Source organism: Aerococcus viridans, from assembly GCF_001543285.1.
GTDB classification, from domain to species: Bacteria; Bacillota; Bacilli; order Lactobacillales; family Aerococcaceae; genus Aerococcus; species Aerococcus viridans.
Genome location: NZ_CP014164.1, coordinates 2,004,904 through 2,029,104 on the forward strand (window position 1 = coordinate 2,004,904; position 24,201 = coordinate 2,029,104).

Genomic DNA, 24,201 nt, shown 5'->3' on the forward strand with positions numbered 1-24,201 from the left:
CGGAGCTTGTCATTTTATCGAATGTTTTCTTGGTTATGCGTCTTCTAATTCATCTTCGATGGCAATTAAACCATATGAACCTTTACGACGAGCGTATACCAAGGCACCTTTACCAGTTTCAGCATCTTCAAAGATGAAGAAGTTGTGACCTAGCATTTCCATTTGCAATACTGCTTCTTCTGCAGTCATCGGCTTCACAGATAAGGTTTTACGACGCACAATCTTAATTGGGTCATGTCCTTCTTCAGCCTCTTGCTCAACGCGGTCAGCTTGTACTTGTGTTTCCACAGCACCTGGTAAACCAGCACTAACACGAGGTTTACGATTCATTTTTGTTTTGTATTTACGTACTTGCCGTTCCAACTTATCAACCACAAGGTCAATAGAACCGTACAAGTCTTGAGATGTTTCTTCAGCACGTAAAGTCAAACCACCTGTTAAAGGAATTGTAACCTCTGCCTTAGCATCCTTATTCGGATAAACTTTCGCATTTACATATGCAGTAGCATCTGGTGAATCAGTGAAATACCGTTCAATCTTAGAGATTTTCTTTTCAGCGTACTCTCTGATTGCTGGAGTGATTTCAATATTCTCACCGCGGACGTTGTATGTAAACATAATCTTTCATCCTTTCTACCAGTAATAAATTACTGGTGAAGCTCCTATAGCTTCTTTATTAGTACTTTTATTATAATGGAAACCGCTTACCAATACAAATAATCTACTCTCAAAAATGCATATTATCTTGCAAGGGTTAATCCGCTTATTTGACTGAAGCCAGCTAATTCAAGTGCTTTATAGGCTGAGAACATTGTGGTGCCCGTAGTATAGACATCATCAAATAAAACAATAGGTCGACGTTGGTCTAATGGACTTATTGCTGGATTAATCCTAATTTTATTAAGGTCTCGTAACCGATTCTGTCGATTTTTATAAGCTTGCTTCCCCTTATTCCCCTCACTTATCAGTAAATCCTTATAAGGAATACGTGCAGCTTCTAATAATAAGGCTGTTTGATTGAAACCTCTATTCGCTACTTTCTCACTAGAGGAAGGCATAGGGACCCAAATCGCATTCTGATCTTTTCGATAAGCAGATCTTATTTCATGAGCAAAAAGAAAACGGCCCCGTATATCTCCCTGCCCTTTTAAAACGACTAACCAATCTTTAAATATTCTATTATATTGGTAGAATGCTTGATTCTTAAAATGCCAATTGTGGTACCTATGCCAACTTTGACAATCACTGCAAAATCCTTCTGCATTCACTTCAACTACCATTCCTTCCACAACGGGCCGCCCGCATTGTTTACAGGTATTTTTAATAGGAATAGTTTCTAATCCGCTTAAACATTCTTGGCAAAAAAGAGCTGGTTGAATCCGACCTAAAGACAAGATATCCGATAAGGTTAAGTGAATATCTAAGATATTTTGACATATTAAACAAGCTGACGCTGTATCAGTAGTTGTGCTTTCATCATTCATCAAAGTCTTAAAAAGATTAGTCATCAATTAAACCTCGTTTTCTTGCTTGCTCATTCATCGTTTTAATTTGCCGAATTGCGGCGTTTGATGCTTTCGTTTTCCCGTAATGGAGAAAGTACACATCTCCAGAAGGCCATTTAGGTTTTCTACCTACTCGCCCAGATATTTGCACAAGCGCCGCTGTGGTAAAAGTTTGGTCTTCGCTCCCCAATACAATGACATCAATATTCGCGAAAGTGACCCCACGTTCTAAAATGGTTGTTGAGAACAGAAAATCATAGTGTCCATCTCGCATATTTTGCACTTTACTAATTCGATCAGGGTCTTTAGAAGAGACAGATTCAAATCGGTAGTCAGCAAACGCTTGTTGACACAATTTAACAAAGGTCAACATCCGGTCGATATGCGGCATAAAAACTAAGACTCGTCGTCCCTTTTTTAATAGTTGGTTTAATAAGCGTTTAAAGACAATTGGCACCTTACCTGCCTGAATGAGGCTTTGCCAATCCCCTACCCATCGGTGGACCGGAACTGGTAGGCGGTGTCGATGGTAACGTGCCGGGAGAATAGACACGGGCATTCTCCCCTCTTTAATTTGTTTTTCATGGCTGGGACTAGGTGTTGCTGTCAGTAAAACCTGTGCACCAGTCTCTTTTACAGCACGAACAGAAGCAAAATATAACATTGGGTCACCGTCATAAGGGAAAGCGTCAATTTCATCAATAATCAGCAAATCAAAAGCTGCTTTAAACCGAATTAACTGGTGGGTAGACCCAATTGTAAAAGCCGCACCACTATATGATTCTTCAGATTGGCCGTGAAGTAATTGAATAGTTACTTCAGGAAAAGCTGCTTTAAACCTAGGTGCCAATTCATTAGCAACATCAATCCGTGGTGTTGCTAGTGCAACTTTTCCTCCAGCCATCAGCGCTTGATTAACCGCTTCAAAGACCATTTCGGTTTTACCCGCACCAGTAACTGCCCAAACTAAACGTTGACCACCAGTTTGGTAGCTTTGACAAATCTCTTCAGAAGCTTGAGCCTGTTGTTCAGATAAGGTCCCATTCCACGCCAGATAAGATTGGTTTCTTTTCCAGTAATGTGCTGTTGCTGTTTCTTCTAGGTGATAGAGCTTGTCGCAGGTTCGCAACTTACCAAAGTTAAGACAATGCAAACAGTAAAGACATTCTATTAAGTCACATTGACAGATATTTTGATGAAAGTTTGTACGGTTACCACAACGAAGACAAGTTAACCGTGAACCGCTTTTCTCTATGGCAGGAAAAATCTGTAGTCCGGGAATTTCTAGTGAGGCCATGGACTCATCGGTCTGGTCAATTTCCTTGGCTGTAACGAGTCGACCGCTTAATAAATTGATTATTTCTTCCATGATTCTCACCCCTCATCCAGTTTATACGTCAAATTTTAGGGATTATGCCAAAAAAAAGAGACCAGGAAATTTCCTAATCTCAAAAAGTACATAAATAAGTGCAATTTCAATTAAATTTAAGTTTTGAACCTACTTGATATCAGTATTTTGCCACCAAGCTAAAGCGTAGGCAGCTGGGCCAAGATGTGTCCCAATAACGGGGCCTACTGGCGTTCGTTGCATATCTAAGTCTGGGTGGTTTTCAGTCATATAAGCCACCAAACTTTGAACTTGCGGGGTGTCATCTTCCCCGACAATGGCGACCCTTAATCGTGGCTCTGCTTGATAAGCTTGTTCAAATAAATCAAGCATCCGTTTCACAGTCTTTTTATGGGTACGAACTTTTTCAAAAACCTCAATTTTTCCCTGTTCAAAATGCAAGATTGGTTTTACTTGTAATAGGTTACCAATTCCAGCTGCACTAGAAGAGATACGGCCACCTTTAGCTAAGTGTCCCAAATTTTCTACTGAAAAATAAGCATCTGAAGTTAATTTTAAGGCATCTAATTTTGGTAAGATTTCTTCTAAGCTTAGACCTTGTTCACGCAACTTAACGGCTTCTTGAACGAATAAACCTTGTCCAATCAAAGAAATATCGGAATTATAAACCGCAATCCGAACATTTTTTTCTTCAGCAACTTCGTTTGCAATCATACTAAAGGTTTGGAAGGCACCAGAAATACCTTTAGATAAGGTAACAACCAAAACCTCATCATGACTGTCAGCTAACCGCTCGAAGACTTCTGTGACAAGGCCTGGCGCAGGTTGCGAACTTGTTGGGATCTCATCTAAGGCCGCCATTTTGGCATAAAATTCATCAACCGTGATGTCGATATTGTCACGGTAGGATCCGTCTGAAAATGTGATTGTTAATGGTAGAACTGTAATATCGTGACGACTAACAAATTCGTCTGAAAGATAGGCAGTACTATCCGTTACAATGGCAAGTGACATATAATTTTCTCCTCTAATCCCTGTACTTTACAGATTGCCACTTGAAAAATAATCAACTGACAATAACTTCAGTGCCATTTTATCAAACATCTGGATAAAATTCGACAAGTTTATCTAGTAAAGCGCTTCAACTTTGTGAAATATACACAAAAGACAGGCAAATAGCTAAAAATAATAAAATATGCTACTCTCAAAGGAAAGAAATGATTAACAAGGAGGCAAGTCAAATGATTGAATACCGGACTGTAGTTGCAGGCGGCGGTAGCCACGAAATTGAAGTGAAAGGGTCCAGATTTATTTGCCATGCACAACGAGTCTTCAATGAAGATGAAGCCAACGCTTTTATCCAAAAAATTCGTAAAGAACACTACAAAGCCACTCACAATTGTGTAGCCTTTCAAATTGGCGAAAAAAATGAGATTCAACGAGCGCTAGATGATGGCGAACCCTCTGGAACAGCGGGCGTCCCTATGCTAGAAGTTTTAAAACAGCGGAATTTACAAAATATTATCGTAATTGTTAACCGCTATTTCGGTGGTACTAAACTAGGTGCTGGTGGGCTCGTTCGTGCTTACTCATCCGCAGTGTCTGAAGGATTAGATGCCATTGGTCAAGTAGAACGTCAGCTGCAAACCCAATTAGACATCAAAGTTGCTTACCCAATAACTGGTCAATTAGAACATTGGATTGCTGAATCACCCTACAGCTTATTAGATACAACTTATCTAGCTGACGTAACTTATCATTTAGGTGTCCCGTCTGATTTAGTAGATCAAGTTCAAGCCGACATCGTTAATCTAACAAGTGACCAAGCTGAATTTGCTATTGGGCAACAAATCTATGTAGACATCCCAATTAGTTACTAATTTAATTATCAACTATAAGCAAACCCACTAGTATAATTTTGCCTTGCATTTTTAAGATGACTGGAGGACAATATAATTGTAAACCCTTACAAATGGAGGCACTATTATGGAAATTGAAAAACAAATTGCAGATAAGTATTTGAAGACATATATGGTTGAAAAAGCTCCAGGATCTGCATCTTTAATTGCTTTCCCCACTTCAACTGAAGAAGTGGTCGCATTTATTAAGGATGCCAACGCAAGAAAGCAACCCACGATTACTATCGGTCGTCAAACTGGATTAACGAGCGCAACTTATCCTATCAATAATGCTTGGTTACTAAGCTTGGAGAAAATGAATAACATTATTTCATTAGATGAACAAACGCTGACTTTAACAGTTCAAGCAGGTGTAACCTTATTTCAAATCCGTGATTATCTAGAGAATACGCCTTATTTCTATGCCCCTGACCCTGGTAATAAAAATGCTTCAGTCGGCGGAAATGCATCTACAAATGCTGGTGGGATGCGAGCGATTAAATACGGTGTGACCCGTGACAATATCCGTGGTTATGATGTGGTATTAGCTAATGGAGAATTGATTCACGTTGGCTCTTTAAATAAAAAAGATGCAACAGCTTATGATTTGAAAGACCTATTTATCGGTGCTGAAGGTACACTCGGGGTAATCACAGAGTTGCAATTGAAATTAACACCACGTCCAGCTTTTGAGAAATCTGTTATTCTCGGTTTTAATTCTTTAGATGGTGTGTCAGATGCTATTTTTGAAGTTGTGAAGTCACCTGTTCAACCAATTGCTTTAGAACTTTTAGAAGAATCAGGTATCCACTATTCTGAACAATTTATCAACAAGAAAATGCCTGAAGTTCACGGCGAAGCTTTCTTATTGGCAACCGTAGCAGACAATGCGGCAGACGGTTTAGCCTTCCAACTTGAAGCCATTCAAACCCTCGGGAAAAAGGCTGGTGCAATTGAAGCCCGCGAACTTTCTGATGATGAAGCACGCGAAATGTGGGCCATCCGTGATAATGTCTTGAACGGTATCGTTTCTAAAGGTGACTGGAAAATGTATGACCCAGTTGTTCCTAACCACTTATTTACAGACTTAGTGAAGGAAGGTAAACGTTTAGGAGATAAATATAATGTCCAAACAGGTTTCTTCGGTCACGCAGGAGACGGTAATATTCATATTTGTATCTTACGGGGTGATCAAGATGATGAAACTTGGGAACAAATTAAACACGACTACGAAAATGATTTATTCCCATATGTTGCTGAACAAGGTGGTTTATTATCTGCAGAACACGGTGTTGGTTTAGAGAAAAAAGCCTATCTACCTTATTTCAAAGATGAAGCATATATGGCAGTATTGAAATCCATCAAACAAGCCATGGATCCAAATAACATCTTGAACCCAGGAAAAATGTTTGACTAAACAGGATGTGAGATAGGGCGTCTAGATAGGAGTCAATGGAAGAAATAGTGCCGTGGCACACAGAGTGTGACGCAAACTATTCTGAAGTGGACACCTATCTGCCCTGACGAACTCAACTTCACAAGGGTGAGAGCGAGACCGCTCAACTCAATAACGATGGAAGACTATAGCCGTATCACACGCAGTGTGATGCAATATAGTCTGAAGCGGACTTGAGTTGGTCGAGCGAACCCAACTACAGGATGCGAGCACCGACGCTCAGAAAGAAAACGTTGGAAGATTAGTGCAGTAGATGACGCAGTCAGCTGCAAACTAAGCTGAAACGCAGTTCTTTCTGGAGGTGCGAGCTCAACTTCACAGGATGTGAGACAGCGCAAACTTAATGTTTATGGGTAGCCTTTCGGCTTCCACATACCTATCACTGCCTTAAAAGCAGTGGGACCGCCCTTAGAAAAATTTTCTAAGGGCTTTTCTGACGACTCATTCTGTAAGGGGTCCCCCCTAACAGTCTGATGTGGGTCAGAAATCCTTGCTTCACTGCTAAGGCGTGCTAGGTAGTTCCAGCCTCGGGCTTGTATTTTTAAAGTATAATCGCTATGTAAATCTAATCAATAATCTATTTCATTTTAAGTTTATTTGTATTTCAAATAGAAAGAGGCTGGGACAAAAGGTCTCTCAAAAAAATACACTCCCAAAATTATGAACTTTTTTGTTCAGTAGTGGGAGTGTATTTTTCTATATCTTTATAAAAATAAACGAAAGTGGGACTACTTTTTTCGCAAAAGTAGTTTTGTCCCAGCCTCTTTTCTTTAACATACTGATTTAACTCAATTGGCTAAAGACGTTTTCAATAGTGTCTTCAAATACTAAGGCATCGTGATAGGGAATTTGAAGTGGTGATTTGTTTACTACGGTTAGATATTGTCCTCGGAAGTAGTTTAAGAATCCAGCTGCTGGATAAACGACTAGACTTGTTCCCAAGATAACTAATAAATCTGCTTGGCGAATCTTATCCACTGCCCCGTTCACTACGTCTTGGTCTAATTGTTCTTGATACAACACAATATTAGGTCTAACAATGCCTTGGTCAATTGAACAGCGCGGAATACCATCCTGGTCTAATTGAAGTTCTTCTAATTTATAATGATGGCCACATGAAACACAGTAGTTATCTAGGGTGCTGCCGTGTAATTCGTAAACCGCTGATGAACCAGCTTTTTGGTGCAGACCATCGATATTTTGCGTAACCACAGAAACATCTTTTCCAGACCCTTCCAAGCTAGCGATAAATTCGTGCCCTATATTAGGCGTAGCTTCTGGATAAACTAATTTATCAAAGTGATAGGCAAAGTATTCCTTTGGGTATTGGGTAAAGAAATGATGAGAAACGACTTCTTCTGGGCTATAGGTCCCCCCTAAGTTTTCCATGAAAAGGCCATTCGCTGACCGGAAATCAGGAATACCAGAGGCTGTAGACATTCCCGCTCCTGTAAAAAAGACAATACGTTGGCTATCCTGAATTTGTTGTTTAAATTGTTGGATTTTATCGTCCATGTTAGTTCTCCTTTATATAATTCTTTACCTATTCTAACATGACCAAATTTTTCATGCGAAATATCAAACCATTAAAGCCTTGAGCAATCTAATTGCTTATAAATTTGGTTTTATCTAATATAATGACTGACATTATAAAAAGGAGTACATTATGCGAATTGAATTTTTCCACGATGTGATTTGCTCATTTTGTTTCCCCATGTCTAATCGCATGCGGAACATCACTAGTAAATATAATAACATCGACGTGGTCCACCGATCTTTCGCTTTAGGTTGGGAACCAGATCACTTTATCCAAATGTTTGGCTCACGTGAAGCTGTTAAACCTGAAGTGTTAACGCACTGGGAACAAGCTAATCAAAATGATGATGACCACCGCTTTAATATAAAGGGAATGCTTGAAACTGACTTCAACTTTCCAACTTCAAAAAATGGTTTAAAAGCAGCAAAAGCCGCTGGTATTATAGGCGGGCAAGATGGTTATTGGGATGCTTTTGATGCTATCCAAAATGCACTATTCGTTGAAAATAAGAATATTGAAGAATTTGAAATTTTAAAAGCTGCTATAGCGACTACTCATATCGATCTTGACCAATGGGTAGCACAATATAAAAAAGCTGAAACAGAAGAAGCGGTTTTACAAGATTTAGCAGTCAGTCAAGCTTATGGCATTCAAGGAGCGCCAGCTTTAGTGGTCAACCAAAAATATTTGATTTCAGGTGCACAAGCAACTGAAGACATTGAAAACCAGCTAAAACAAATTGCTGAAGAAGAAGGTCAACCATTAACACCAAAACTGCAAACCTTAGGTGGCTTGGGAATGGCTTGTAATTTCGTAGCTGGTCAATGGATTTGTGACTAATCTTTCTTTCAATGAGGTATATGATGAGATTAGCGGAATATACTTGGGACATGTTTTAGTAAAAAACGCTAAGTCCTAGATAAGTAGTTTTTAAATAGTTCCCCATAACAGTGATAATTCTTGAAAAAGTACAAAATGAATCTAACAAATTCACCCGTTGAAAAATAATAGAAAATAGCCTTTGTGAAAAGTAACATCACAGAGGCTATTTTCTATATAAGTTAAAGCTTTTTAAGCTTTTGACTCGGCTATTACAGCCTATGAAGTTGAGCTCGTACTTCGCATCCTATTTAGTCGGGTTCAGTCGACCAGCTCAAGTCCGCTTCAGACTATATTGCATCACACTCGTGTGATACGGCTATAGTCTTCCATCGTTATTGAGCTTAACGGTCTCACTCACACCCTATTTCTTCCACCATTCGTCATACACTGTGATTGGTAATTCACGTTTGTGTTGGGTTTTTAGGTACCAGTTTTCGATTTTTTCAGCTGCTTCTTGGGCTACTTCTTTGCCTTCTAAGTAAGCATCGATGTCTTGGTAGGTGACACCTAGGGCTACTTCATCGGCTAAGCCGGGACGGTTTTCTTCTAAGTCAGCTGTTGGCACCTTAACGTATAAATGCTCTGGGGCATCTAAATATTCAAGGATAGCGCGTCCTTGACTTTTATTTAACCGCCAGATAGGCAGGATATCTGCTGCGCCATCACCGAACTTGGTATAGAAGCCTGTCACTGATTCAGCGGCATGGTCTGTCCCTACCACGACACCTGCATTTTCACCTGCGATCGCATATTGTACCAACATTCGTTGGCGTGCTTTGATATTTCCTTTATTGAAGTCAGAAATGGTAAGGCCACCCTTTTCCAATTCTTCAACGGTGACATCAACAGCTGGCTTGATGTTGACGCGTACAGTTTGGTCCGCAGCCATGAAATCTATAGCGTCCATAGCATCAGCTTCATCGGCTTGGTTGCCGTAAGGAAGACGGACTGCGATGAATTGATACTTATCGTCGCCAGTTTCTTCGCGCATTTCAGTTATGGCCATTTGACATAGTTTACCGGCTAGGGTTGAATCTTGCCCACCAGAAATGCCTAATACTAAGCTTTTTAGAAATGGATACTTGTGAAAGTATGCCTTGATGAAATCGATGGTACGTCTGATTTCTGTTTCCGGGTCAATGCTCGGTGCGACTTTAAGGGCATTGATGATTTCTTCTTGTAATGAACGCATGGTATTCTCCCCTTTTATTGCTTTATTCATCAACTTAGTCTTCGTTGTCACCGTTTAAATCGGATTCTTTAAACTCTTCATTGATACGTTCACGAATTTCAGCGATTGAATTCATCTTTAAATCATACAGTTCTTGCGATAAGTCCACTGGATATGGCTCTGGATTCAACATACGGCGGTATTCTGACCATAAGGCATCCAAGTGCTCGCGTGAAAAATCACGAACGGTTTCAAGCGTTGGCAGATCGTAAACCAATTCACCCTTGTCGATGATGGTTTTTAATAATGGACGAGCGTTGAAACGACGAACTGTTTTATTGATATAAGTATAAATTGGATGGAACATGAAGATAGACTCAGCGTCATTAGGATCTTCATTCATGGTTGTAATATAGTCCCCTTCAGATTTACCATCTTTCTTGCGGGTAATACGCCAAATTTGTTTCTCACCTGGTGTGGTGATTTTATCTGGAGACGACGAAATTTTCATGGTTGGGACCATATCGCCATGCTCATCTTCAATGGCACATAGTTTGTAAACGGCTCCTAAGGCTGGTTGGTCAAAGGCAGTAATCAGCTGAGTACCTACACCCCAAGCGTCAATTTTAGCGCCTTGCATTTTCAAGTTTAAGATCGTTTTTTCATCTAAATCGTTTGAGGCAGAAATGATTGCATCAGGATAGCCCGCTTCATCCAACATCTTACGGATACTTGATGATAAGTAAGAAATATCGCCAGAGTCGATACGAACGCCGACAAAACGAGATTTATCTTCCATCTCATTGGCCACTTTAATCGCATTTGGCACTCCTGAACGAAGGGTATCATAAGTATCTACTAAGAATGTACATTTTTCATGGGCATTTGCATAAGCTTTAAAGGCCTCATAGTCACTTTGGTAAGCTTGTACCATAGCATGCGCATGGGTTCCTGAAATTGGAATGTTGAATAATTTACCTGCGCGTACGTTTGAGGTTGAATCAAATCCACCGATGTAAGCAGCGCGCGAACCCCAAATTGCTGCATCCATTTCTTGGGCACGACGGGCACCGAATTCAGCTAGTGCGTCGTCGCCAGCTACGTTACGAACGCGTGAAGCTTTGGTTGCAATTAGGGTTTGATAGTTGATGATATTTAAAACAGCCGTTTCGATCAAAGTACAGTCAGCTAGTGACCCCTTAATTTGCATCAATGGTTCGTTCGAAAAGGCAATTTCCCCTTCTTCCATTGAACGAATTGTTGCATCGAAGTGGTAGTTTTTCAAATAGTCTAAGAAATCTTCGGGATAGTCTTGTGTTTCCCGTAAGTAGGCGATATCGTCGTCGGTAAATTTTAAGTTTTGTATATATTGAATGACACGTTCTAGGCCTGCGAAAATGGCGTAGCCACTTTCAAACGGATTTTTACGGAAGTACACTTCAAAAACCGCTTGTTGGTCAGCTTTTCCAGCGTCCCAATAAGTCTTCATCATATTGATTTCATATAAATCTGTGTGAAGCGCCAGGCTATCGTTGGTCGTTGTCTTCATATTCTTATTCCCTCCAAGAATTGCGATTTGACTTTCCTTATTATACCACTATTCCTCAGCTAGTTGTCACCTCTAGACGCTTATATCCTTGTTTTAGTAAGCAAAAAAGCGTTAGCTACCAGTACACATGACTGTCGCTAACGCTTAAATGACTTTTCATTTATAAAAATTTGAACAAACAACTCATCTGTTTAGACATCAGCGGTCTCACATCCTATTTAGTTGGGTTCGCTTTGGCAGTCCGGTCTCCACTTCAGGAATATTTGCTGAAAGTAAACTTGCTACGGCATATTCCTTCCAGTGTTACCTGCCTGATCGCCAAAGCTCACACCCTGTTTAGTCGGGTTCGAGTCTCCAGAAAGAACTGCGTTTCAGATTAAGTTGTAGCTGACTTCGCTATCTACTGCCTTAATCTTCCAACGTTCCTTTCTTGACGTCGACTCTCACACCATGTAGTTGAGCTCGCCAGGGCAGACAGGTGTCCGCTTCAGATTAGTTGGCGACACACCTTGTGTGTCACGGCACTAATCTTCCATCGTCTCCTGTCTAAACGCCCTGTCTCACATCCTATCCTATGACGTCGATGTTCATTTCTTCTGCTTCTTCTCTTGTGACTGTTGGTTTTTCGTCTTCGTCAATTCCTGATGAGGATACTTTGTCGAAGAGAATTTTAATAGTTTGCAATAAGATCTTGAAGTCCAAGAACATTGAGTATTGCTTGATGTAGATCAAGTCAAAGTTCAATTTAGAGTTAAAGTCAGTGGCATATTTACCGTAGACTTGTGCGTAACCCGTTATTCCTGCTTGTACGTTGTGACGTAAGTAGTAGTGCGGGTTTTCTTCTTGGAATTGGTTCACGAAGAATGGTCGCTCTGGACGTGGTCCAATCATGGACATATCTCCGCTTAGCACATTCAACAACTGTGGTAATTCATCGATACGCAAGGCACGGATATATTTACCAACTGTTGTGACACGTACGTCATTTTTCGTTGCAATCATTGGGCCAGATTTCACTTCAGCGTCCGTTGTCATCGAACGGAATTTCAAGATATCAAACTCTTCGCCACCTTTAGTAATACGTACTTGGCGGTAGAAGACTGGCCCTTTGGAGGTTAATTTAATAATAATCGCTGTAATCAACATGATTGGTGACGTTAAGATTAAACCAACTAAGGCTATCATGATATCTAAACCACGTTTGATTAAGGCTTGGTCCGCTGGAATCGCAAAGTCTGAGGTTTCAATAATAGATTCATCTTCAAAATTCATAATATTTGGATTTACCATGACCAGGTTTTCAAATTTAGAATTTAAGAACAGTTTTTTATTGGCCCGCATCAACAAGTCATAAATTTTCAATTTTTCGCTTTCATCAATTTGCGATGCAAGATATACAATATCATACTCATCTAAACGACTCTTCACATTGCGGTAGTAATCTTCTAACACCACGTGCGTTACGATATGACGAGTACTTTTCGAATTCTTGAAATTATATATTGCCGGAAAAACAGCTTCTTCAGATCCAACGATCATTACCCGTTTCGTAGACGCATAGCGTCGGTAAATATCGAAGACTAAGGCTCTAAAAGTGTAGAGCATCACAACACTTACCACAAAGTCGATCAAGACGACTGAACGCGGAAAGGCTAACCATCTACCAGCAAAACTTAAAACCATAGCAACAACTGCTAAGATTCCTTGACTGATGATGGTGATGAAGAAGAGGTCGCCTTTGGTTTTATCATATAGGATATAAACCCCAAATAAAATATTGATAAATACAAAGATAATTAATATCCAACCAATTGCCCCTTGGAAAGCTTCATAGTTTTTCAAAGGTACATATCGACCATACCGCAAAAAGAATGAAACAAGATAAGAAAGGAACAAGATTAACGCTTCTGTTGCCACGATAACCACGCGGTACCAGTTCGTCCATTCTCCGTTTTTTTGCATTTTTTCACCCATTTCATTATATATATACTATAAGTAAGCACCTATAATCCCTAATATTCTACCATAACCCGACTGGATTATAAGCCTATTCTAGTTAAAAAACCTTTAAATTCCCCTAGAAAAACTGAAAAAGCAGCTAGTTTTTACCCTAACTGCTTGAAACCATTTTGATTACTCTGGTGATCCGTATGGAATTTGACTTGATTCAATTACTGAATCACTTGCAACAGATGACTGAGGTCGTTCTGTTGTTGTTGATTCAACCGCTGATTGCTCTTGTGAGCTAGATGATGTCGCGCTATCCTCTATAACTGAACCATTGCTTGAGGAAGATGATGATTCATCCATCTGACTTGAGTCACTTGCAGTACCGTCTTCAATTTCTGAATCTTCACGTGATGATTCAGATTCACTCGATGATGTCGAATCGCTTGAAGTAGATGTTGATGCACTATCACTTGAGCTACTAGTTGAACTACTATTTGAATCACTTGAGCTTGCAACACTAGAACTTGAACTAGATGCACTTGATACATGACTCGGTGATGAACTTGCTGAAGAAGAGATTTCTTCACTTGAACTGTCATGAGTTGACGAATCACTAGAAGGAGTTGATTCAACATCACTTGATGAGATAGAAGAGTTAGTATCTGAACTTGATGCAACGACCCTCGATGAGCTAGATACACTACCACGACTTGATGAACTTGATGCATTGCCCCGACTTGATGACCGTGAAGTACTTTGTTCAAATTGTTTGGATGCTAATACACCAGAAGCTACATTAGTATTCACACCAAATGATGGCCGATCTGCAATTTGACGCAGTGTTATGGTAGCTGATGCGCCATTTGAAGCCAAAATTTCTTCTCGTTTAGCTTCTAAATCAGCAATGCGACTTTTTGAGTCTTTAATGGCAGCTTGCCCTTCCTTACGAATTTGAGCTAATGCTTCATCTGATTTGTTGGTTGCTTCAGCTTCTTCTATCAAGCGGTTAAAGATATTTTGTGTCGCTTCCTCATCACTTGTAGCAATCATCTCTAACAATTTATCTTGTAGATAAGGATTTTCAATTTCATTGACCCGTTCAATGATCTTTGTAAGTTTGTCCACCAAACTAATGTAAGTAAGCGCACTATCTTTTTCAATTGCTAGTAAATCACTTTTATATTCTTCAATTATATCAACTTGATATTCGGCTTCGTCAATCAACGTTACGGCTGTGCTATAGAACCCATCATCTTCAAGGTTTAGTTGACTAGCATAGTTATCACGAAGTAAATCCAGTTTATCAACGGTTACCTCATCATCTACAAGAACGTATTCTATAATCGTCGCCCCATTGATGACTAATTCGTTATTACCAAGTTTATCTTTATCAAATAAATCATTTAACTGGCTTTGTAAATCAAACCGTTGCTGTACAGAATGAATTCGGTCAACGATGATATCTTTATCAGCACTGTCTCTTAAACTATCTACTTCTTTAGTTAATTCAGTAATCTCGTCTTGTTGAATGTCTGCTTTTAGAAAGGTATAGGAGTTATCAAAATAAAGTGCATTTACTGCTGTTGCCACTGCTTCAGTTTTTTCTTCTGCAGACGTGCGATTCGTATTTATAAACGCACGAATGATGAAAAAGGCTGTCAAGCATATCACTACACCCGATAGAACATAGGCAATTTGTCGATTATCTTTAAAAAAACGCTTGCGCACTTTTTCTCCCTCCCTTTTCTCTTTTTCTCAGTTTCTTAGCCTTAAGACTATCATGCAATTGCACAAAAAACGCCAACTGTTGCACTTTATCATATAATTTTTATATTAGTCATACTTGTGTAATCAATTTGTAACAGCGTAAACATAGGGTGTTGAGCTTTGGCGCTCAGGCAGGTAGCACTGGAGGGAATATGCCGTAGCAAGTTTACTTGCTGCAAATATTCCTGAAGTGGAGACCGGACTGCCAAAGCGAACCCGACTAAACAGGGTGTGAGTGTCGACGCTCAGAAAGGGAACGTTGGAAGATTTGAGCAGTGACTGACGAAGTCAGGTACAATCTAATCTGAAACGCAGTCCTTTCTGGAGACACGAACCCAACTAAAAAGGATGCGAGACAGGGCGTTTAGACAGGAGACAATAGCATAATAGTGCCGTATTACACAAAGTGTGATCCAAACTATTCTAAAGGGGATACTTGTCTACCCTAGCGCGCTCAACTTCATAGGGGTTAAGCGTCTACGTAAATGAGTAGATTAAGTTTAACAATTTCTCTACATTTTACCGTGTATAATCTTTTGCCGATTAGAAGCTTTATTTAAAGTCGCCCCTTGAGAAAACCGTGTAATTCATTACATGGATGAATCAAGTTCTAGGGCGACCGTCATTGTATTCCGTTAATTGATTTTCTATATACTTTTTGACCGTTTCTTTAGACATACTACCTACTGTTGCCATGAAATAACTAGGTGTCCATAAATGGCCACCCCATAACATTGCTTTTGTTTCTGGATATGCTTTGAACCATAGACGTGCAGATTTCCCTTTAAGTGTTTTGACGATACTACTTGCGGCATGTTTAGGGTTGAACGGAATCAACATATGGATATGGTCAGGCATTACTTGGAGCGATTGGATGACAATATCGTGTTCATCACAAATATGCGTCAATATATCTTGCATGGCGTTTTGCTTTTCAATGGTTGTAAATATTTCTTTACGATACTTTGTTACCCAAACCAAATGGAAATTAAAATCATAGACATTTGTCCTTGTTTTCACCATCATATGTAAACACCTCTTTAACTACATTATAGCAATTGTTATCGCTATAAACAAGTGTCATACGTATGGTATAATATATCTATAAACGCAAGGGGGATGAAAACATGTATCAAGGAATTGAGTGTAAAATCTATCCTAACGAAAAACAGCGTCAGTTAATTCATATGACCTTTGGTCATACCCGATTCATCTGGAACGAAATGTTGGCCATGTTGAATGCGCGGTACGAAAACAATCCTGACCTTCAAATGCTATCTTATAATGCGTTATCCTCTCTTATTCCACAAATGAAGAAGGAATATCCCTGGTTGCGTGAAGTTGATAGCGTAGCTGTTCAATGTAGTGTTAAACGCTTATCCGAAACTTTTGTTCGTTTTTTAAAGATTATTCAAAATACCCAAAATTCAAATCAAAGAAGAACACCAGACAGTCGTATTTAAGTACCATACGTGGCAACAACATTCGTTTTAATGATAATCAGCGGTATATCAAATTACCCAAATTAGGTTGGATAAAATGTAAGTCAAGTGTGCTTCATATTGAGAATGAACGCATAAAATCTGTCACCGTTAAATATACACCTAGTGGCGACTACTATATCTCCCTTTTGGTCACAAGCGATAATCAAGCAATGCCCAAAACAGGAAATGTAGTCGGTGTCGATTTAGGTGTAAGTGATTTAGCTATTACGTCTGATGGTCAAAAATATCAAAGTCAGCGACTACATTTGTCTTATAAGAAGCAATTACATTATTGGGAAAAGCGAATGGCCCGTAGACGTTTACAAGCCAAAAAGAACGGTGTAGCTTTAGCGGATGCGAAAAACTACCAGCAAGCCAAACGCCAAGTGGCCCGTATTCATCAACGTATCAAAAACATCCGCAAGGATTACATGCATAAAATCACAACCGATATGGTTAAAAGTTATGACGTTATCGTTCTAGAGGATTTAAAGACGACTAATATGATGAAAAATCATCAATTAGCCCGTTCAATCGCTGGCCAATCCTGGCGGATGTTTAGAACAATCCTAGAGGCAAAGTGCGAAATGTACGATAAGACATTTGTGGCTATTAATCCGTACAAGACAACCCAAAAATGTTCTAATTGCGGGTATGATAGCGGTAAAAAAGCGTTAAATATACGTCATTGGACTTGTATGAAGTGTAATATGCATCACGATAGAGATATCAACGCAGCTAAAAATATATTAAATATTGGCCTGGAACAGGCCTTAGTTAAATAGCTTAGACCGCTGTTTTGCTTTGAAATAAGTGGAACAAGTCATGAGTGTTCCTAGAAACACGCCATTTTAATGGCGCTGTAGTTCATATATAACTTAATGATAACTAGGTTTGCCATAAAGCTGAAATAATACCAATCAGAATTAAAAAAGCATCGCAACTAAGTGTTGCGACGCCAGTTCGTATAATTATTGAGCATATTTTTCATTCATTCGCCGTTCATAAACGTTTAATAATTTTGTTAGGGTGAAGGTTAACATAAAGTAGATAGCCATTGAGATGATTAGTGGAATGATACCATTAAAGGTAATCGTTGATACATTACGGGTTTGGAAGGTTAATTCCGCTACACCGATTGTAGATACGATAGATGATTCTTTAATTAAGGATACGAACTCATTCCCTAGTGATGGCCAGATAGATCTTAATGATTGTGGAAAAATAACTTTCCGCATCGTTGTCCAGTAGCCTAAACCAAGTGAGCGAGCAGCTTCAGCCTGCCCTTTATCTACAGAACTGATACCTCCACGGATAATTTCTGCAATATAAGCACCTGAGTTTAGAGATACCGCAACCAAACCTGATGTCATGGTTGACCAACCAAACATACCAGCAAAACCGAGGTAAACAAATAATACTTGAATCATTAGTGGTGTCCCACGAACTACTTCGATGTAAGCTTGAGCTATCAAATCGACTAATTTATTTTCCGATAAACGCATTAACGCTAGCGCTGCACCAATAATTAAACCAAAGAAAATAGCTGTCGCTGAAATGACTAAAGTTGTTTTTAAACCATTCACGAAATAAGGCGCATAAGCTGCCCAAGTCGATTGACGATTGTCCTCAATAATTTGGTAGGATTCCTCCAACCATTGGTCAATTAAACCTTGTTCCTGAGCGTCCGCAATGGATTTGTTGACTGCTGCTTGTAATGTAGGTTGGTCTTTTGGCATTGCTGCTGCCTTACCAGGATCTTGGATTGGTAAATTCGCTTCAATAACTGTTAAACTAGGATTTTCCGCCGCATACGCTCCGGCTACGTCCTCATCTAATAATACCCCGTCAACTAACCCCGAATCTAAAGCTGAAATGGAATCAGTCGTCGTACGCATTACTTGTACTTCTGAATTAGGGTAATATTCTCCAACTAATAACTGTTGTGTGGTCCCTTCACCAATAGAAATTTTTCCACCATTTGAAAAGTAGCTATCATCTGTAATTTCACTCACTTTGCTTTCTTGAATAACAAATGATTGACCAGAAACTTGGTAGATATCAGAAAAATCTACTGATTTAGCGCGCTCTTCAGTGGAAGTCATTCCTGCTAATACAATATCAATTTGACCAGTATCCAATGATGTTAATAAATTCGAAAACTCCATATCAACAACTTCAAGGTCTACGCCTAAGTCATCTGCGATTTTTTGTGCTAAGAAGATATCTAGTCCAACAACTTGATTTTTGCCATCTTTCAAAATAGAGAATTCAAAAGGTGCATACGTTGAGTTAGTCCCAACCCGCAATACCCCTCGGTCTTTGATGTCTTGGTATAAAGTGTCCTCTCCAGGTGCTGTTGCTTCACTGGCATCGATGGTAGATGCCGCTGATTGACCCTCTTCAGTTGCCAAAACGGGACTTTGACTCAACCCAACCATGGCTAGGACAAGTGTCATACAAACCAAGATAATTTGTTTCATATATTTCATGATTCTGCCTCCTCTAAAGCATTTTTCTCTTATATCAACATTTGCTTCTTATCAACTATTTAATTAGCTAACTTCAACTTTTACTATTTTAGGCAATAAAAAAATCCCCACCTCTATAACAGAGGCGGAGATCCACGGTACCACTCTAATTTTAGGGATGGCCTTCACCTCCCCTTACTTGAAATGGTAACGTCATTAGCGAAATGACTTACTAACAAAGGTTCAGTCATTTTTCTCAACAATGCGGTTCAATCATCCATTCTGTAAGGCCTCACACCAACGCCCCTCGCTATACCAGTAGATAATTTACTCTTTGTTTCATTGAATATTTATTAAAATAGTATGTGGTTTTACCACGTCCACTACATTATATTGACATGACCGTGTATTTGTCAATCACTGTCGGTTGAAATGTTGAAAAAGTATCAGTCGTTTTCAAGCATCAGAAAGCTTATTTGGTCTAGGTTTCCTTGCTTATAGCAGTTTTGTAGGTATTTTTTACATGAGATTTTCACGCAAAAAAGCTGACAAATTGAACGATCAAGTCAGCAATTATGCGTTTGGTCATCTATCACCGCGATGGCCTACAAAGAAGAGGAAGATGTTCCTTTCCAATAAAAAAAGACTAGCACGGGGCTAGCCTTCTTGGTTTGATTTATATATAAATTAGCCTACGAATTTAGCTGCGTATTCTGCGAATTGCGCACCAGCGCTTGCTAAGAATTGTTTAGAGTCTTCGTTAGTTACTTCACCAGTCTCCATGTCAGAAGTTTCAGATGTGTTGATGTAAAGTTCTGGTTGAGCCATAGTTTGTAAGTCTAAGAATACTAATGATTGACGTAATGAGTGATGCGCTAAAGTACCAGCAATACCAGAGATAGATTGAGATGCTACTAAAGCAGGTTTACCAGCCCATACGTTTTGACCCCAAGGACGAGAAGCGACGTCTAAAGCATTTTTCAATGCAGCTGGGATATTACGGTTGTGTTCAGGTGTTACAAAGATGATCGCATCTTGAGCTGCAACTTGTGCACGGAACTCTTCGTATTCTGCTGGAGAGTTAGCGTCTAAGTCTTGGTTATATAAAGGTAAGTTTGCGATTTCTAAAAAGTTAACTTCTGAACCTTCTGGTAAACCAGCAACGATAGCTTTCGCTACACCTTCAGACAAAGAGTTTTGACGGATAGAACCTACTACTACACCAAATTTTGTCATGTTAAAAATCTCCTTTTCAAATATTCTTAATTTTTTTATCTTACATGATATATCATAACACCTCGAATTCGAAATATCAAAAGTTAGCGCTTCGTATAACAAGTTTTTTATTGCGAAATGAAGATTTGTCACCCTTGTGATATGAATATCCCCACTATATCAAGGTTTTTACTTACAAATTGTAAGTTGTACAAAATGGACTATTTGCTCAAAGAGTACAATCTTTGTGTTTTATAACCTTTATCTTATTTAACAACTCACTTATTTTGCGCAAAAGTACACGAGCTCCCTCCACATAAAAAGCCAGAATGTGAACATGAATTCCGCAGCAAAATCCTGTTCAGTGTACCATTTCTTTGGATGCTCATTTTTATCTATATACAGGAAAAAGGACTGCACCAAAAGTACAGCCCCTCAATTCGGAAGAATATATGCATTTTAAGCTACGGACCGTTTCGCACTTAGCGGATATCGGGCTCGCCAAATTAGACTTGTCACGTACTTAGTTATCTTAACCATTCATTATTTCTTGCAACATCCGAAAAGGCACCTGGTTCTGTTGTTTCACCTTTGGCCCAAATTTGCTCAGCCATTGTACGTGCTGATTGTGGTAAACCAAATAGTTTGATGAAGCCTTCTGCATCATTTTGGTTGTAGATATCATCTTCACCAAAGGTTGCTAATTCATCTGAATATAATGAGTAAGGACTTGTCATACCTGCGTCGATGATATTCCCTTTATACAGAATCATTGTCACTGACCCGGTCACAGTTTTTTGTGTTTCGTCTACAAAGACTTGCAGTGCTTTACGTAATGGGCTAAACCATAAACCGTTGTAAACTAGGTCAGCGTATTTCAAGGCTACGCTTTGTTTGTAGTGTTGTGTGTCACGGTCTAAAGCGATTTGCTCTAATTTCTCATGAGCGTGGTAAAGAATAGTGCCACCTGGTGTTTCATATACCCCACGTGATTTCATCCCTACTAAACGGTTTTCAACGACATCTAAGATACCGATCCCATTGGCGCCACCAATTTCATTTAATTTTTCTAGTAAAGCGATTGGTGCTAATTTTTCCCCGTTTACAGCAATGGGGATACCTGATTCAAAGGTCACCGTAACTTCAACTTCTTGGTCAGGTGCAGATTGTGGTGATACCCCTAATTCCAAGATTTCTTCGTAGTTTGGTTTGTTGGTTGGGTCTTCTAAGTCTAACCCTTCATGTGACAAGTGGAATATATTTTCGTCTTTAGAGTAGTTGGTTTCACGTGTAATTGGTAGTGGCACGTTATGCGCTTCTGCGTAGTCAAAGGCTTGCTCACGAGACAAGATATCCCATTCACGCCATGGGGCGATGATCGTCATTGTTGGATCGAATTCACGGATGCCTAACTCGAAACGCACTTGGTCGTTTCCTTTCCCAGTACAACCGTGAACAATAGCGTCACAGTCTTCTAAATGCGCAATTTCAACCATACGTTTAGCAATTAATGGACGCGCGTAGGCAGTCCCTAATAAATAAGTCGACTCGTATTTAGCACCTGCTTGGATCGCTGGGAAAATGTAATCCGTAATGAATTCCTCACGCAAGTCTTCTACATATAATTTCGTCGCCCCACAGGCTACCGCTTTTTCTTTCAAGAATTCAAAGTCTTCTTCTTGACCAACATTACCAGTCATCCCGATAACTTCACAGTCGTTATAGTTTTCCTTTAACCAAGGAATAATCACTGAAGTGTCTAACCCACCTGAGTATGCTAGTAAAACCTTTTTAATGTCTGCTTTTGTTCTTGCCATAATGAATGCCTCCTAAATTTCTGTCTAAAATTTTCTATCTAAAATTTTCTAATTAAAATCGTTAAGCGTATTTTTGGTTCATCTTTCTCTCATATACATTCAAGACTTGCGACAAGGCATAAGTCATGATGAAGTAGATGATCATTGAAATAAATAATGGGACCACTGCTTGGTAAGTAATACTTGTTACCGCACGTGTTTGGAAGGTTAATTCCGCCACCCCAATGGTCGATACAATAGAAGATTCCTTGATCAAGGTGATAAATTCATTCCCCAGTGACGGCCAAATCGATCTTAATGATTGCGGAAAAATGACTTTCCGCATGGTTTGCCAGTAGCCAAGCCCTAGTGAACGCGCAGCCTCAGCTTGCCCCTTATCAACGGATTGAATACCCCCACGGATAATCTCCGCGATATAAGCACCCGAGTTCATGGATACTGACACCAAACCGGCAGTCATTGTAGACCAGCCAAAGATAGACCCTACACCAAGGAACATGAATAAGACTTGGATCATTAATGGTGTACCACGCACAAACTCGATATAAGCTGTCGCCAAGAATTTTAAAACTGGGTTATTAGTCAAACGCATAAGGGCTAAGAAAATCCCCAAGATCATACCGAAGAAGATGGATACCCCTGCAATAATCAAGGTTGTTTTAATCCCGTCCCAAAAATATGGCCAGTAGGTGGTCCAACCTGTTCCCGCGTTTTCACCAGCGATAATATCAAATGAGGCTTCTGTCCAAGTTTCGATTAAGCCTTGGTCATTCACATCTTCTAGAATATCGTTGATAGCTGTTTGTAAGGATGGTTGGTTTTCCGGGATACCAATTGATTTCCCTTGATCTTCAACCATGCCGTCTAAGTTAGAGTCAATAACGGTTAACCCTTCATTTTCAGCTGCATTGGCACCGGCAACCGTGTCATCTAGTAACACCCCATCTGCTTGGCCAGAAATTAAGGCCGCAATGGCATCCCCTGATTTACGCATGATCAACAAGTCTGGATTTTCAAAGAAGTCTCTCACATAACCCTCTTGTAATGTCGCTTCAGATACAGCAATGGTATGCGCGCCATTTTCAAATGAGGTATAATCTACAATTTCATCTTCTTCGCCTTCACGGATAACGATGGATTGACCAGATAATTCATAAGCATTTGAGAAGTCTATGGATTGGTCACGTTCTTCAGTTGCCCCCATACCAGCGATGATCATGTCGATACCTCCCGTTTCAAGCGAAGCGATCAACGACCCAAACTCCATATCAACAACTTCCAGTTCAACCCCTAATTGGTCTGCAATATATTCTCCTAGGAAAACATCAATCCCGACGACTTCGTTTTGACCGTCTCTTAAAACGGTAAACTCATAAGGTGAGTAACCAGAAGCAGTCCCCATTCTAAGCACACCACGTTCTTGAATCTCCGATAGTAATGTATCTTCACCTTCAACCTCAGCCGCTGCTTCAGGACCCGTCCAAGACGATGCGGAAACACTTTTGGCTGGTACAACAAGACTGATCAAGATGGCCAAAATAACCATCAAATTAAAACCCTTCAACTGCCATCCCACTTGATTTTTCTTCTTCAGCTGACTAAACATTTTCTTCAACCTCCTAGATTTTTCCTATAAAAAAAGCCCACCTCTCCTAAAAAGAAGAGGCGGACGAATATCCACGGTACCACTCTACTGTCGCGATTTTTGTCTATAAGCTTCCCCTTGTAAAAAACTAGACTTTCATCCAATCTTTATAAACAAGCTTTCATTTGTCGGCCCGGAAAATAAAAAAATCCGCCCCTTCAAATGAAGAGGCGGTTAATATCCACGGTACCACTCTACTGCTGACAAAAATACATCAACGCTTGATGACTTAACGCGCCTAACGAATTGAGCTACTTTTATATCTGATTAACTTACTTCACTCAATTATCTCAGCAATGCGGTTCACAATTCTCCTGACATAGACCTTCCACCAATCGTCTACTCGCTTTAGTCAGTACCCTTGTTACTCTTTGCTTCTATGATTTAATATTCAATTCTCATAAAAAAATAACATCTATCATTTATTTTTAAGTTTTTATCATTTTCTTTTAATTATTCTAATCGGTAATTTATAGAAAGTCAACCGGAAAAGTAAAATTCTTTTT

19 protein-coding genes and 2 other annotated features are annotated in these 24,201 nt (G+C 39.6%); of the genes, 5 read left to right on the plus strand and 14 right to left on the minus strand.

Annotated elements, in window-relative coordinates; genetic code table 11:
- Positions 1-33: 33 nt before the first annotated feature.
- The 4 genes from hpf to AWM76_RS09415 form a co-directional block, all read right to left on the minus strand.
- Positions 34-618, minus strand: coding sequence for a ribosome hibernation-promoting factor, HPF/YfiA family (gene hpf, locus AWM76_RS09400; protein ID WP_004262806.1), 585 nt, complete (start codon positions 616-618; stop codon positions 34-36).
- Between the two features lie 122 nt (positions 619-740).
- Positions 741-1,508 carry a ComF family protein gene (locus tag AWM76_RS09405; protein ID WP_004262807.1) on the minus strand — a complete coding sequence of 256 codons (768 nt, stop codon included), beginning with the start codon at positions 1,506-1,508 and terminating at the stop codon, positions 741-743.
- The gene (locus tag AWM76_RS09410; protein WP_235585501.1) at positions 1,501-2,658 is read right to left on the minus strand and encodes an ATP-dependent helicase ComFA; all 1,158 of its coding nucleotides are present in this window, start codon (positions 2,656-2,658) and stop codon (positions 1,501-1,503) included. Before AWM76_RS09410 ends, AWM76_RS09405 begins: the two co-directional genes overlap by 8 nt.
- Positions 2,659-3,003: 345 nt before the next feature.
- Positions 3,004-3,867, minus strand: a complete 864-nt coding sequence (locus AWM76_RS09415) for a DegV family protein (protein WP_004262809.1) — start codon at positions 3,865-3,867, stop codon at positions 3,004-3,006.
- A gap of 227 nt (positions 3,868-4,094) precedes the next feature.
- Here AWM76_RS09415 and AWM76_RS09420 point away from each other — a divergent pair, with 227 nt between their 5' ends.
- Both AWM76_RS09420 and AWM76_RS09425 read left to right on the plus strand, forming a co-directional pair.
- On the plus strand, positions 4,095-4,733 hold the full coding sequence (locus tag AWM76_RS09420) for a YigZ family protein (protein WP_039935938.1): 639 nt from the start codon (positions 4,095-4,097) through the stop codon (positions 4,731-4,733).
- Between the two features lie 106 nt (positions 4,734-4,839).
- Positions 4,840-6,168 (plus strand): FAD-binding oxidoreductase, encoded by a 1,329-nt coding sequence (locus tag AWM76_RS09425; RefSeq protein WP_004262818.1) that lies wholly within the window; start codon positions 4,840-4,842, stop codon positions 6,166-6,168.
- Positions 6,169-6,990: 822 nt separating this feature from the next.
- Here AWM76_RS09425 and AWM76_RS09430 read toward each other — a convergent pair.
- On the minus strand, positions 6,991-7,722 hold the full coding sequence (locus AWM76_RS09430) for an NAD-dependent protein deacylase (protein WP_004262822.1): 732 nt from the start codon (positions 7,720-7,722) through the stop codon (positions 6,991-6,993).
- Between the two features lie 151 nt (positions 7,723-7,873).
- Here AWM76_RS09430 and AWM76_RS09435 point away from each other — a divergent pair, with 151 nt between their 5' ends.
- Entirely contained in the window at positions 7,874-8,584 is a 711-nt protein-coding gene (locus AWM76_RS09435; protein WP_004262827.1) for a DsbA family oxidoreductase, read from the plus strand.
- 403 nt (positions 8,585-8,987) lie between these two features.
- Here AWM76_RS09435 and nadE read toward each other — a convergent pair whose 3' ends face one another.
- The 5 genes from nadE to tnpA form a co-directional block, all read right to left on the minus strand.
- A complete protein-coding gene (gene nadE / locus AWM76_RS09440; protein WP_039935939.1) occupies positions 8,988-9,818 on the minus strand; it encodes an ammonia-dependent NAD(+) synthetase in 831 nt (276 codons plus the stop codon).
- Between the two features lie 34 nt (positions 9,819-9,852).
- The gene (locus AWM76_RS09445) at positions 9,853-11,346 is read right to left on the minus strand and encodes a nicotinate phosphoribosyltransferase (RefSeq protein WP_004262834.1); all 1,494 of its coding nucleotides are present in this window, start codon (positions 11,344-11,346) and stop codon (positions 9,853-9,855) included.
- Between the two features lie 567 nt (positions 11,347-11,913).
- Entirely contained in the window at positions 11,914-13,308 is a 1,395-nt protein-coding gene (locus tag AWM76_RS09450; protein WP_172545071.1) for a sugar transferase, read from the minus strand.
- A gap of 171 nt (positions 13,309-13,479) precedes the next feature.
- Positions 13,480-15,024, minus strand: coding sequence for a cell division site-positioning protein MapZ family protein (locus AWM76_RS09455; protein WP_004262842.1), 1,545 nt, complete (start codon positions 15,022-15,024; stop codon positions 13,480-13,482).
- 642 nt (positions 15,025-15,666) lie between these two features.
- Positions 15,667-16,089 carry an IS200/IS605 family transposase gene (tnpA, locus tag AWM76_RS09460; protein WP_060779410.1) on the minus strand — a complete coding sequence of 141 codons (423 nt, stop codon included), beginning with the start codon at positions 16,087-16,089 and terminating at the stop codon, positions 15,667-15,669.
- 101 nt (positions 16,090-16,190) lie between these two features.
- Here tnpA and AWM76_RS11050 point away from each other — a divergent pair, with 101 nt between their 5' ends.
- On the plus strand, positions 16,191-16,526 hold the full coding sequence (locus tag AWM76_RS11050; RefSeq protein ID WP_235585495.1) for a helix-turn-helix domain-containing protein: 336 nt from the start codon (positions 16,191-16,193) through the stop codon (positions 16,524-16,526).
- Positions 16,442-17,332: a transposase gene (locus tag AWM76_RS09465; protein ID WP_235585560.1), complete on the plus strand. Its 891-nt coding sequence runs from the start codon at positions 16,442-16,444 to the stop codon at positions 17,330-17,332. Before AWM76_RS11050 ends, AWM76_RS09465 begins: the two co-directional genes overlap by 85 nt.
- Positions 17,333-17,518: 186 nt before the next feature.
- Here the strand turns inward: AWM76_RS09465 and AWM76_RS09470 are convergent, their stop codons facing one another.
- The 4 genes from AWM76_RS09470 to AWM76_RS09485 all read right to left on the minus strand — a co-directional run bounded on the left by AWM76_RS09470 (position 17,519) and on the right by AWM76_RS09485 (position 23,656).
- A complete protein-coding gene (locus AWM76_RS09470) occupies positions 17,519-19,039 on the minus strand; it encodes an ABC transporter substrate-binding protein/permease (protein ID WP_003143285.1) in 1,521 nt (506 codons plus the stop codon).
- Positions 19,040-19,156: 117 nt separating this feature from the next.
- Positions 19,157-19,370, minus strand: a binding site (T-box leader).
- Between the two features lie 335 nt (positions 19,371-19,705).
- Positions 19,706-20,254, minus strand: a complete 549-nt coding sequence (locus AWM76_RS09475) for an NADPH-dependent FMN reductase (RefSeq protein ID WP_039935924.1) — start codon at positions 20,252-20,254, stop codon at positions 19,706-19,708.
- 506 nt (positions 20,255-20,760) lie between these two features.
- Positions 20,761-22,050, minus strand: a complete 1,290-nt coding sequence (locus AWM76_RS09480) for an argininosuccinate synthase (protein ID WP_003143281.1) — start codon at positions 22,048-22,050, stop codon at positions 20,761-20,763.
- Between the two features lie 61 nt (positions 22,051-22,111).
- A complete protein-coding gene (locus tag AWM76_RS09485) occupies positions 22,112-23,656 on the minus strand; it encodes an ABC transporter substrate-binding protein/permease (RefSeq protein WP_003143280.1) in 1,545 nt (514 codons plus the stop codon).
- A 202-nt stretch (positions 23,657-23,858) separates the two neighbouring features.
- Positions 23,859-24,084, minus strand: a binding site (T-box leader).
- Positions 24,085-24,201 lie beyond the last annotated feature (117 nt).

Excerpts from the sequence above, each read along its gene's own strand:
- hpf (WP_004262806.1), bottom strand. The coding sequence starts at position 618 with ATGTTTACATACAACGTCCGCGGTGAGAATATTGAAATCACTCCAGCA.
- AWM76_RS09405 (WP_004262807.1), bottom strand. The coding sequence starts at position 1,508 with ATGACTAATCTTTTTAAGACTTTGATGAATGATGAAAGCACAACTACT.
- AWM76_RS09415 (WP_004262809.1), bottom strand. The coding sequence starts at position 3,867 with ATGTCACTTGCCATTGTAACGGATAGTACTGCCTATCTTTCAGACGAA.
- AWM76_RS09420 (WP_039935938.1), top strand. The coding sequence starts at position 4,095 with ATGATTGAATACCGGACTGTAGTTGCAGGCGGCGGTAGCCACGAAATT.
- AWM76_RS09425 (WP_004262818.1), top strand. The coding sequence starts at position 4,840 with ATGGAAATTGAAAAACAAATTGCAGATAAGTATTTGAAGACATATATG.
- AWM76_RS09430 (WP_004262822.1), bottom strand. The coding sequence starts at position 7,722 with ATGGACGATAAAATCCAACAATTTAAACAACAAATTCAGGATAGCCAA.
- AWM76_RS09435 (WP_004262827.1), top strand. The coding sequence starts at position 7,874 with ATGCGAATTGAATTTTTCCACGATGTGATTTGCTCATTTTGTTTCCCC.
- nadE (WP_039935939.1), bottom strand. The coding sequence starts at position 9,818 with ATGCGTTCATTACAAGAAGAAATCATCAATGCCCTTAAAGTCGCACCG.
- AWM76_RS09445 (WP_004262834.1), bottom strand. The coding sequence starts at position 11,346 with ATGAAGACAACGACCAACGATAGCCTGGCGCTTCACACAGATTTATAT.
- AWM76_RS09450 (WP_172545071.1), bottom strand. The coding sequence starts at position 13,308 with ATGCAAAAAAACGGAGAATGGACGAACTGGTACCGCGTGGTTATCGTG.
- tnpA (WP_060779410.1), bottom strand. The coding sequence starts at position 16,089 with ATGATGGTGAAAACAAGGACAAATGTCTATGATTTTAATTTCCATTTG.
- AWM76_RS11050 (WP_235585495.1), top strand. The coding sequence starts at position 16,191 with ATGTATCAAGGAATTGAGTGTAAAATCTATCCTAACGAAAAACAGCGT.
- AWM76_RS09470 (WP_003143285.1), bottom strand. The coding sequence starts at position 19,039 with ATGAAATATATGAAACAAATTATCTTGGTTTGTATGACACTTGTCCTA.
- AWM76_RS09475 (WP_039935924.1), bottom strand. The coding sequence starts at position 20,254 with ATGACAAAATTTGGTGTAGTAGTAGGTTCTATCCGTCAAAACTCTTTG.
- AWM76_RS09480 (WP_003143281.1), bottom strand. The coding sequence starts at position 22,050 with ATGGCAAGAACAAAAGCAGACATTAAAAAGGTTTTACTAGCATACTCA.
- AWM76_RS09485 (WP_003143280.1), bottom strand. The coding sequence starts at position 23,656 with ATGTTTAGTCAGCTGAAGAAGAAAAATCAAGTGGGATGGCAGTTGAAG.